This is a genomic window from Gilliamella sp. ESL0254 (assembly GCF_013344985.1).
Lineage (GTDB): Bacteria > Pseudomonadota > Gammaproteobacteria > Enterobacterales > Orbaceae > Gilliamella > Gilliamella bombicola.
In genome coordinates this window covers 1,455,692-1,466,044 of record NZ_JAAEDU010000001.1, presented here as the reverse complement: position 1 = coordinate 1,466,044, position 10,353 = coordinate 1,455,692, and the positions used below count along the sequence as shown (strand labels likewise).

Below are 10,353 nucleotides of genomic sequence, written 5' to 3'. Positions count from 1 at the left end.
CTGGTCGTGTTGAACGCGGTGTAATCAAAGTTGGTGAAGAAGTTGAAATCGTTGGTATCAAACCAACTGCTAAAACAACTTGTACTGGTGTTGAAATGTTCCGTAAATTGCTTGACGAAGGTCGTGCGGGTGAAAACGTTGGTGTATTACTACGTGGTACAAAACGTGAAGAAATCGAACGTGGTCAAGTACTTGCAAAACCAGGTTCAATCACTCCACATACTGATTTCGAATCAGAAGTGTATATCTTAAGTAAAGATGAAGGTGGTCGTCACACTCCATTCTTCAAAGGTTACCGTCCACAGTTCTACTTCCGTACAACTGACGTAACTGGTACTATCGAATTACCAGAAGGCGTAGAAATGGTAATGCCTGGTGATAACATCAAAATGACAGTATCATTAATTCACCCAATCGCGATGGCAGACGGCTTACGTTTTGCGATTCGTGAAGGTGGTCGTACTGTTGGTGCTGGTGTGGTTGCTAAAGTTATTAAATAATTGAATTAAGCCTTAGCGGCAATAGAAAGGGTATCATTCGATGCCCTTTCTTATCTAGTCTGTTTAGCAAAATGTTTTTATTAAAAGAGCATTTTGGAAAATAGATATTATTATAAATAACATAATATAGGTTTTATATGCTAGTAAGTAACGAGAGTCAAAATACAAATACTATTCTAGACAAATTGAAATGGGGTTTAGTTCTAGTATTGATTGCGTTTATTGTTTGGGGAAATTTTTATTTTTCTCAACCTAATGATATATATCAACCTAATACAATCGTTCGGATTATTATAGTTGTTGTTGTTTCGCTATTAACTCTGTTTATTGCGGTCACAACAAACAAAGGAAAGTTATTTTTATCATTTCTAAATGAATCTAGAAAAGAGTTAAGAAAAGTTGTATGGCCAACTCGTAAAGAGACAACACAGACAACTTTACTTATTGCAGCTATCACAGTTATTGTTGGTTTAGCGCTTTGGGGAATGGATTCTTTATTCCGTTCAATAATCTTTTATTTAACATCAATAGGGCGTTAATATGAGCGAATCACAACAAAAACGGTGGTATGTTATTCAGGCTTATTCCGGCTATGAAGGACGTGTTGCACAATCATTACGTGAATATATCAAATTACATAATATGGAAGATGCATTCGGTGAGGTATTAGTACCAACCGAAGAAGTCGTTGAAATGAAAAGTGGTCAACGTCGTAAAAGTGAACGAAAATTTTTCCCTGGTTATGTATTAGTTGAAATGATGATGAATGATGCAACTTGGCATTTAGTGAAAAGCGTGCCAAGAACAATGGGTTTTATTGGTGGTACTTCTGATAGACCAGCACCTATTAGCCAACGCGAAGTTGATGCTATCATGAACCGTTTGCAACAAGTTGGTGATAAACCGCGTCCTAAAACCTTGTTTGAGCCAGGTGAACTTGTTCGTGTTAACGAAGGTCCATTTGCTGACTTTAACGGCGTTGTTGAAGAAGTTGACTACGAAAAAAGCCGCTTAAAAGTATCCGTTTCTATTTTTGGACGTTCAACGCCTGTAGAGCTTGATTTTAGTCAAGTGGAGAAAAGCTAATCTTTTGATATAGTTTTTTCACTGAATTAGCAGTATCTTTTACAAAACCACAAGAGTCTATCTTGTGGTTTTTCTTTTATAAAATAAATATAATGCCTTTCGAGAATTTGGGAATAATAGTTCTGTTTCTAATATATTTAATTAAAGTGAGTCGCCAAGGTAGATAAAACCACTATCGGATCATAATTTAACTTATTATTAATATAATACAGGCAATCTATTCTTTTTTAGATTTTTTTATTCTTTTACCCATATCAAAGTGATATCCCAACCAATAGTTAGGCCAACGTGCTTCGATTCCTATATTATTAACTATTAAAGCAACCATGACTAATAAAACTGAACCTATAAGTACTGGTGTTATCAAGAATGAATAGTTAGTAATTCCAGACATCATGATTAGAATAGGGTTTGCACCAGCTGGAGCGTGAACTACACGTAGTAACTGCATCAATGCGATAGATGTCCCAACTGCTAATGCTATCGGTATAATTCCATTACTAAATAAATTAATGAACAACACACCTATAAAAGACGAAATAAAATGCCCTACTATAACACTTCTTGGTTGTGCTAATGGAGATTTAGGTGCAGCAAATAACAAGACGCATGTTGCACCAAATGGAGCCATAATTGCTAATGTACCTCCCCACTGAGTGATTACGAGCAAAGTTAAAATCCCTAAAGCACCCCCAATAAATCCTCTCAATATAGCTACTGCGTTAGGTTTAGGTGACATCACCTCTCCTCCTTTTAATTTTTCTAGCATAAATCTCTCCTGTTTGGTTAATGTGGGGTTTTAATAAAACTAGTAAGTCTATTAAGTAAACTGTATCGTTTACTTAATGTATATTTATTAACTATAAAGGTCAAATATTATTTATAATTAACTATATTAGAGTTGTTGTGATAGAATCAAAAATATTCTAGCAATTACAAATAATAAAAAATGAAATTGAAGCCTGAAATTGTTGATATGATACTTGCTGCGGCTGAATCGCTGTTTAATGAATATGGTTATCATCCTGTTAGTTTAGAGCTTATTGCAGAAAATGCAGGTGTATCAAAAAGAACATTATATAAATATTTTGGTGACAAAAATGGGCTTGTAAGTAAAGTGTTACTTAAGAGGAATGATTTTTTTAAAAAATCACTTACAGATGTTATCGCTGTTTTTTCTGAGAAAAAAGACAAAATCAATGCAATTATTTCATGGCATATAAAATGGTTTAAGAATGATAATTACCGCGGTTGCATGTTTGTACGAGCTAAGTCTGAATATAACAATAAAAGTGAAGAAATATGCGCTATTGTTAGTGAACATAAAAAATGGATTCAAGATAGGATTTTTGAATGTCTAGGAGGCACAAAGTCATGTGAACAAGCATCTTGCCTAATTATGTTAATACTTGAAGGTATGATATCTTGCACATCCGTTTTTGGTATTGAGGGATATGATTTTGAACAGGCAAAAATGTATATCTATGATATCGTCGATAACATTGGCGAGGATAACCTATGAATTTAAATAGCTGGCTTATAGACAATGGATAGCCAATTACCTAAAGCCTCTTAATCGAAATGATCAATTTAATCTAAATTAAACGATTCCAGCTGTTGTTGTAATTCTAACCATTGTAGTTCTGTTTCTTCTAATTGATTTTTAAGTTGGCTTTGCTCTAGTAACAAAGTTGTAAGTTCGTTTTTTTTGCTCGCATCATAGATTGCAGGATCAGACAGTTGTTCTTCAATTTGCTTTAATTGATGGGTTAATTTATCAAGCATCTGTTCTTCTTTTTGTAACTGTTTTTTTATTGGCTGCATTTGTGCACGTAATTCAGCTTGTTTACGTTTTTGCTCTTTACGATCTTGAGCTGATATATTACTTGTATTTTCTTTTTTGGGTGAATTTATTTCGTCATTTGATTGGTTATCATCTTTTTGTGCTTCGGCTAACCATTTTTGATAATCATCAAGATCGCCGTCAAATGGTTCAACTTTATGATCATGGACTAAATAGAATTCATCGGTGGTCGAACGTAGTAAATGGCGATCATGTGACACCACAACTAATGCACCATCAAAATCAATTAGCGCTTCAGTCAATGCTTGTCGCATATCTAAGTCTAAATGATTAGTTGGCTCGTCTAATAAAAGAAGATTCGGTTTTTGCCAGACAATTAAGGCTAAAACAAGTCGCGCCTTTTCACCACCTGAGAAAGTTTTAACTGGCTCGGTGACTTTATCGCCTTGAAAATCAAATCCACCTAAATAATTACGCAATTCTTGCTCTGTATTTTTCGGTTCGGCAAGTTGCGTTAAATGCCAAAGCGGTGACTCATCGGGGCGTAGATATTCTAATTGATGTTGAGCAAAATAGCCTAATTGAACACCTTTAGCGAGATTAATATGTCCTTCTTTAGGTGCAAGTTCTCCGGCGAGTAATTTAATAAGCGTTGATTTCCCGGCACCATTACGCCCTAATAAGCCAATGCGCGAGCCCGGAACTAAATTAAGCTTAATTTTTTCTAGTATAATTTTATCATCGTAACCCGCTACGACTTTGTCCATCATTAACAAAGGGCTTGGTAAGAATTCTGATGGCTTAAAATTAAAATGAAATGGATTATCAACATGCGCTGGTGCAATCAGTTCCATTCTTTCTAACATTTTTATACGGCTTTGCGCCTGTTTAGCTTTTGTTGCTTTGGCTCTAAAGCGATCGATATAATTTTGTAAGTGTGCAACTTTGAGTTGTTGGCTTTCATAAAGAGACTGTTGTTGTGCTAACTTTGTAGCTCGTTGAATCTCAAATGAGGAGTAGTTACCAGTGTATTCAAATAAACTTTTTTGTTCAATATGAATAATTTTATTGACTAAAGGATCTAAAAAATCACGATCGTGAGAAATTAAAATTAAAGTTCCTTGATAGTTGCTTAGCCATTTTTCAAGCCAAATGACAGCATCTAAATCAAGGTGATTGGTTGGTTCATCAAGCAATAATAAATCAGAACGACACATTAACGCTTGTGCCAAGTTCAATCGCATTCGCCAACCACCGGAATAGGACTTAACCGGTAACATTAATTGCTCATTAGAAAACCCCAATCCATGTAATAATGTTGCAGCTCGTGCACGAATTGTCCATGCATCTATGGTATCAAGCTTTTCATGAATGACCGCAATTTGTTGACCATTATTTTGCTCATTGGCAATATTTAACTGCTTTTCTAATTGACGATATTCACGATCGCCATCAATAGCATATTCAATCGCAGGGATATCTAATGCGGGTGTTTCTTGATTGACCCAAGCAAGTTGCCATTGCGATGGTATACTTAATGTGCCAGCATCTGCTTGAATTTCACCTTTAATTAGTGAAAAGAGTGTCGATTTTCCGCAACCATTTTTACCTACTAATCCCACTTTTTGTTGAGGATTAATGGTTGCTGAAGCATTATCTAAAAGTAAGTTAACGCCTCGGCGCACTTGGATTGAATCAAAAACTATCATGATATTTATGTCTATTATTCAAAATAAAGTAGGTTAATAAAAATTGTTTTAATCATCTAAAATCAGGAACGTTATAAAACAATCAATTTAAACAAAAAAGCCCTTTGTTGAAACGAAAAGGGCTTAAATTTAATTATTCGTAGGCCTATTTTTTAATTGCTGATAAAGCACGACGAATAAAGAACGTACATATACCAACAAAAACAAAGAGACCTAAAAGTTGAGGTAACATACCTAAATCAAGCGGTATTGCGAGTGGAGCATCATTTCCGCCATTGGTGATGCTAATCACAATTACAATAGCCAACAACACGCCAACTAAGCTCTCACCAACAATCAAGCCAGATGCAATTAGCGCCGCTTTACGATCAACTTTTTGGTATTGTTCTTGTGGATCTAAATTTTGCGCTAGGGCTTTTTTGTATGCATTACGTTTAAGTATCCATGATAAAAAAGTACCAATAATAATTGGTGTTGTAATGCTTGGCGGTAAATAAATACCTAACCCAACAGCAAGAGCTGGTATGCGAAAATTAGATTTATTTTGGGCAAGAATTAAATCAATAATAATAATAACAGCGCCTAAAGCAAGCCCTATTAAAATCATTGTCCAGTCAAGTTGATGGGCAAAAATACCTTTAGCAATTGTTGTCATCAGTGTTGCTTGTGGTGCTGCCAAAACTTGAGTTGCATCCATATCAGAACGAGGTAAAGCGCCAGTAAAGCCGTAAGCGTTATATAAAATCTCTAAAATAGGCGCAATAACAATGGCACCAACAATACAGCCAAGTAATAATGCCACTTGTTGCTTCCATGGGGTAGCATTAACTAAATAACCTGTTTTTAAGTCTTGTAGATTATCATTTGAAATACAAGCTATTGCTAATACAGCGCTGGTAGTAAAGAGTGCAAGTGCTGTTGCAAAATTAGAACCTTCAATAGAAGACAGCATACCATTCGCTTCGCCTAAGCCCAATAATATTAATGAAATGACAACTACGGCAACAATTGCTATTCCTGATATTGGGCTTGCTGATGAGCCAACAAGTCCAGCCATATAACCACACGCGGCAGCCACTAAAAAGCCCATAATAAAAGCAAATAATACAGCGCAAAAAACTAATGTCCAAGCCATGCCTGCTGATAATCCACTATCGGCAATGAAGCTATAAAAAGTCACTAATAAAATAACTAACATACCACCCATAATTAATAAAATAGCTTTAGGTGATAAATCTCGCTCGGTTGATGCAATATCATTGCCAGATACATCTGAACGTATACTTTTAAATGATATTTTTAAACCTTCAATCATCGGTTTGATTAATGTCAGTAGTGTCCAAACCGCTGCAATAGCAATGACTCCCGCTCCAATAAAGCGTATATCTTTTGCCCAAAATCCCATTGCAACTTTAGATAAAGGCAGACTAGTATCATAATCGGTAATTGCACTTAAAATTGGAACGCCAAATACCCAACCAATAATGGTTCCAATTAAAATAGCAATGCCAGACATAATCCCAATCAAATAACCTGCACTTAGTAGCGCTAACGAAAATCCCATAGGAAGTTGAAAAATGGATTTGCCAGCAGTAAACCAATAAGCAGTACTTTCAGATAACGCACGAAAACCATTAGTAAAAAGGCTAACAGTGGATGCAATCACGCCACCAAATAAAATATCCTTTAAACCATCATTAGTTTCTTTATTATCGGTTTTAGATCCTGCCTTCAAAATTTCAGCAGCAGCCACTCCCTCAGGATAAGGCAAATTGCTTTTAACGACCATGACATGTCGTAATGGGATTGAAAATAAAACCCCAAGCATTCCACCAGCGGCACATATTGCAAAGGTTAGCCAAAAGGGAAAGTTTTGCCAGTAACCAATCATTAACAAACCCGGAAGCACAAAAATAATGGAAGACAATGTGCCTGCTGCCGATGCCTGAGTTTGCACCATATTATTTTCTAAAATAGTTGATCCAGAAAACAGTTTCAATATTGCCATTGAAATTACTGCAGCAGGGATTGCGGATGAAAACGTTAATCCCACTTTTAAACCAAGATAAACATTTGATGCAGTAAAAATGACAGTAATAAAAGCACCAAGAATGGTGCCCCTTAAAGTAAGTTCACGTAAATTATTCATATATCAATAAAGTTAATTTAATAGGGGAGTATTATATACTTAATTCGCTTTTATCGGCTAGAGGTTCCGTAAATAGCTACATTTTAGTCGCTTTTATCATTATTTTTGGTGAAATAATTAGCAATAACATCAAAATATATTGCTATTAACCTTTAAAAAAATAACCGTTTTGTTATGAAACCTTTACAATGACGCTGATCAATGACTTATTTGTGGGGGGATATTTTGAACGGATTACAGCGCTTACAAGCTATTATCAAACAACTTCGTGATCCTGTTAATGGTTGTGAATGGGATAGAGTTCAAACTTTTGCATCTTTAAAATCATATACATTAGAAGAAACGTACGAAGTACTTGATGCCATTGATAAACAAGATATGGATGAGCTAAAAAAAGAACTGGGTGATTTACTATTTCACATTGTCTTTTATGCTGATTTAGCCCAAGAACAGGGAAGCTTTGATTTAGATGAGGTATGTTTAGCGGTTGCTGATAAGTTAGTTTATCGTCATCCCCATATTTTTACCGAAAATAAGGTTGAAAAACCTAACTGGGAACAACTTAAACAAAAAGAGCGCGATCAAAAAGCACAATACTCATTGCTTGATGATATTCCCCAAGCAATACCCGCCTTAATGCAAGCTGAAAAAATTCAAAAACGCTGCGCCTCGGTTGGTTTTGATTGGCATGATATAAAACCTGTGCTTGATAAGGTAAAAGAGGAAATTGGTGAAGTTGAGCAAGAGCTTGAACAAAACAAACAAGATCCACAAAAAATTGAAGAAGAGTTAGGGGATTTATTGTTTGCTACCGTCAATTTAGCTAGGCATTTAAAGATTAAATCAGAACTCTGTTTACAGCAAGCTAATAAAAAATTTACTCGGCGATTTCAGCAAGTAGAATCGATACTTAAACAAAAAAATTTGTCTTTAATTGATGCAACGCTTGAACAAATGGAAGACGCGTGGCAAAGTGTTAAACAATTAGAACAGATTAAACTCAATAGCGAAGTGAATAAAAATGACTGAACAAAAAAACGAATTGTATCAAGAAATCGAAGCTTGGGCACAAAATGCCATTTTAAACAGCCCGACTTGGAGTATTAATCAGCTCGATTACTCTGAAAAGAGCATCACTGTTGTTGAAATGATCATCAGTGAACTGGCTGAAAAGAACTTCAGCATATCAGAAGAACAACTCAACATGATATCGCAAGAATACGGATGTTATTTATTACTCACCGCCCATAAATTATATGGTGGCGAGTTTTATTGGAACGAAGAGTTTGAACAACCCATGTTAATTTGCTGTGAACCTGATGCCATGATAGTCCTTATGACATGGAACAAGGTCAAAGGGCGCCTAGTGGGGGATAAAGCCGATCATATTGCCTATTTCCTAGATGAGTTTGGTAAAGCTACCTTTCAACCAGAAAAAGGCACTCATATAGTTTATTTATAATAAAAGTAATTATTTTTAAAGTTATTTACCAAGAAAACTAAGAAAGCAGATAAATATTAACAAACTCTAAAATATTGCTGAATTAGTTGTGTGATAGCCTCGAGCCTTTGAGGCTATACTAATACTTGGCACACTAAAAGCAACGTTATTACTGTCTAAATAACTTAATTATTCATAAATAGTTGTTAATCGAGAAAATCTTGTTCTTAATGAAATATAATCTTTTGAAAAATAATCAAATTTAACTTTAATTTCTTGGTTTATTAATTTAAATTTCATGATAACATAAGGATTAGAACTAAATTTAGCAGATAATAAATCATCATAATTAAGCCTTGATACAATTTTATTTGTATCTTGATCTGTAAAACAGATTTGTTTATTTATTCGATCAAAATACATAAAATTTTCATAGGCTCTATCGCAATAAAAATTTGAACGAACAAACTCATCCTTAAACTCACTTTTAAAAATTGTAATATGTTTATTAATAATAATATTTGTGTATTTAATAAATACCAGATAGTAAGCTAAAACGCCAATAATGATAAATGTGAGTCCAATATAATAATTTTTGAAGAAAAAGCTACAAACAGAAATAGCCCACAAAAGCACCAAACACCCGCTAGTAACTGATCTTATAATTGAAAATAACACTGACATCTCCTTTGTCTTTTGTATAGATTATATTTTGTAAGGAATATTCAATATAATCAATCTATAATTTTTATACTTAATCGTATAATAGCCTAAATATTTTGTTTTTTTTCAATATCTACTAAGAGCGGTAAGGTTTCCAATATTTTGAGATTTTTTGGGGGAAGGGATAAATAATATCAGTGATAATGTCTAAGTTATGTTATTTTTATGCAAAATCTTATAACGCCTAACCACATATCTCTGATTGATATGCGAACCTACTTCAGTTGTCGGCACATTCTGACGCCGGAATAATACAAATAAACATAGCATTAGGTGATAATTGAGTTTCTTTTTTTGTTAAAAGCAACTCAATTACCACCCAAAAATCGGTCAGGAAAGGTATTGATTTTATTGAAGTTTTTATTTGGCTGTTTTTAAGAAAATCAACAGCTTATACTACTTTGACAATGTGCTGAAAACTAACAAACCAGCAAAACTGAAAATAGCATGCCCTATAGCAGTCATTTAACACCCAAAAATCGGTCAGAAAAGGTATTGATTTTATTAGATTTTTTATTTAGTAGTTTTTATTCAAAAAAACACCACCAAAACTATTCCCCAAAACACGCCAACAAAAGCTTAACCCATCTTATTAACAAAACTTTACAAATTTTTAACAAAAAAACTGGCGCATTATTATTCAACAGGTTATAATTTCACCGCTTTTAAAGCAAGGGAACGCTCATTAGTTGAGCGAATAATTATAAAAAATCGAAATAAAACAAAAATTCACTTGACAAGTTAATCGTTATGCGCTATCATAATCGGCATCTGGCATCTGGCATCTGGCATGCCAAACCTATGTCTTAAATCTACTTCAATTTCACCGTAGTCTAAATCAGACTCAATTCTTATTTTTATCACCGAAGTTATCGAAATCGCCAAGGCCGAAGCTTTTACCTTTCTTATCAAAGTCATCGTTGCTTTTTGCTCCATTGTTG

At 34.4% G+C, this 10,353-nt stretch carries 11 protein-coding genes; 6 read left to right on the top strand and 5 right to left on the bottom strand.

Annotated features, from left to right (window positions below; translation table 11 throughout):
• The 3 genes from GYX25_RS06850 to nusG form a co-directional block, all read left to right on the top strand.
• On the top strand, positions 1 to 500 hold a 500-nt coding region (locus GYX25_RS06850; RefSeq protein ID WP_255457048.1), incomplete at its 5' end, for an EF-Tu C-terminal domain-related protein.
• 137 nt (positions 501 to 637) lie between these two features.
• The gene (secE, locus tag GYX25_RS06845; RefSeq protein ID WP_091346590.1) at positions 638 to 1,039 is read left to right on the top strand and encodes a preprotein translocase subunit SecE; all 402 of its coding nucleotides are present in this window, start codon (positions 638 to 640) and stop codon (positions 1,037 to 1,039) included.
• Between the two features lies 1 nt (position 1,040).
• Entirely contained in the window at positions 1,041 to 1,586 is a 546-nt protein-coding gene (gene nusG / locus GYX25_RS06840) for a transcription termination/antitermination protein NusG (protein ID WP_091346588.1), read from the top strand.
• 217 nt (positions 1,587 to 1,803) lie between these two features.
• On the opposite strand, the gene GYX25_RS06835 is transcribed toward nusG, so the two are convergent.
• Complete coding sequence (locus tag GYX25_RS06835) at positions 1,804 to 2,355, bottom strand: HPP family protein (RefSeq protein WP_174787016.1); 552 nt, start codon at positions 2,353 to 2,355, stop codon at positions 1,804 to 1,806.
• A gap of 180 nt (positions 2,356 to 2,535) precedes the next feature.
• On the opposite strand from GYX25_RS06835, the gene GYX25_RS06830 reads away from it, so the two are divergent.
• Complete coding sequence (locus GYX25_RS06830) at positions 2,536 to 3,108, top strand: TetR/AcrR family transcriptional regulator (RefSeq protein ID WP_174787015.1); 573 nt, start codon at positions 2,536 to 2,538, stop codon at positions 3,106 to 3,108.
• Positions 3,109 to 3,176: 68 nt separating this feature from the next.
• Here the strand turns inward: GYX25_RS06830 and GYX25_RS06825 are convergent, their stop codons facing one another.
• Complete coding sequence (locus tag GYX25_RS06825) at positions 3,177 to 5,099, bottom strand: ABC transporter ATP-binding protein (RefSeq protein WP_174787014.1); 1,923 nt, start codon at positions 5,097 to 5,099, stop codon at positions 3,177 to 3,179.
• Between the two features lie 145 nt (positions 5,100 to 5,244).
• Complete coding sequence (locus tag GYX25_RS06820; protein ID WP_174787013.1) at positions 5,245 to 7,248, bottom strand: OPT family oligopeptide transporter; 2,004 nt, start codon at positions 7,246 to 7,248, stop codon at positions 5,245 to 5,247.
• Between the two features lie 225 nt (positions 7,249 to 7,473).
• Between GYX25_RS06820 and mazG the strand changes: the two genes are divergently transcribed.
• Complete coding sequence (gene mazG, locus GYX25_RS06815; RefSeq protein WP_202983833.1) at positions 7,474 to 8,277, top strand: nucleoside triphosphate pyrophosphohydrolase; 804 nt, start codon at positions 7,474 to 7,476, stop codon at positions 8,275 to 8,277.
• Positions 8,270 to 8,710 (top strand): hypothetical protein, encoded by a 441-nt coding sequence (locus tag GYX25_RS06810; protein WP_091346579.1) that lies wholly within the window; start codon positions 8,270 to 8,272, stop codon positions 8,708 to 8,710. Before mazG ends, GYX25_RS06810 begins: the two co-directional genes overlap by 8 nt.
• 168 nt (positions 8,711 to 8,878) lie before the next feature.
• Here the strand turns inward: GYX25_RS06810 and GYX25_RS06805 are convergent, their stop codons facing one another.
• Positions 8,879 to 9,367: a hypothetical protein gene (locus tag GYX25_RS06805; protein ID WP_174787011.1), complete on the bottom strand. Its 489-nt coding sequence runs from the start codon at positions 9,365 to 9,367 to the stop codon at positions 8,879 to 8,881.
• 786 nt (positions 9,368 to 10,153) lie between these two features.
• Positions 10,154 to 10,348, bottom strand: a complete 195-nt coding sequence (locus GYX25_RS06800) for a hypothetical protein (protein WP_174787010.1) — start codon at positions 10,346 to 10,348, stop codon at positions 10,154 to 10,156.
• Positions 10,349 to 10,353 lie beyond the last annotated feature (5 nt).

Coding starts and splice junctions, on each gene's coding strand:
- nusG (WP_091346588.1), top strand. CDS start 1,041: ATGAGCGAATCACAACAAAAACGGTGGTATGTTATTCAGGCTTATTCC.
- GYX25_RS06820 (WP_174787013.1), bottom strand. CDS start 7,248: ATGAATAATTTACGTGAACTTACTTTAAGGGGCACCATTCTTGGTGCT.
- secE (WP_091346590.1), top strand. CDS start 638: ATGCTAGTAAGTAACGAGAGTCAAAATACAAATACTATTCTAGACAAA.
- GYX25_RS06825 (WP_174787014.1), bottom strand. CDS start 5,099: ATGATAGTTTTTGATTCAATCCAAGTGCGCCGAGGCGTTAACTTACTT.
- GYX25_RS06810 (WP_091346579.1), top strand. CDS start 8,270: ATGACTGAACAAAAAAACGAATTGTATCAAGAAATCGAAGCTTGGGCA.
- GYX25_RS06800 (WP_174787010.1), bottom strand. CDS start 10,348: ATGGAGCAAAAAGCAACGATGACTTTGATAAGAAAGGTAAAAGCTTCG.
- GYX25_RS06835 (WP_174787016.1), bottom strand. CDS start 2,355: ATGCTAGAAAAATTAAAAGGAGGAGAGGTGATGTCACCTAAACCTAAC.
- GYX25_RS06830 (WP_174787015.1), top strand. CDS start 2,536: ATGAAATTGAAGCCTGAAATTGTTGATATGATACTTGCTGCGGCTGAA.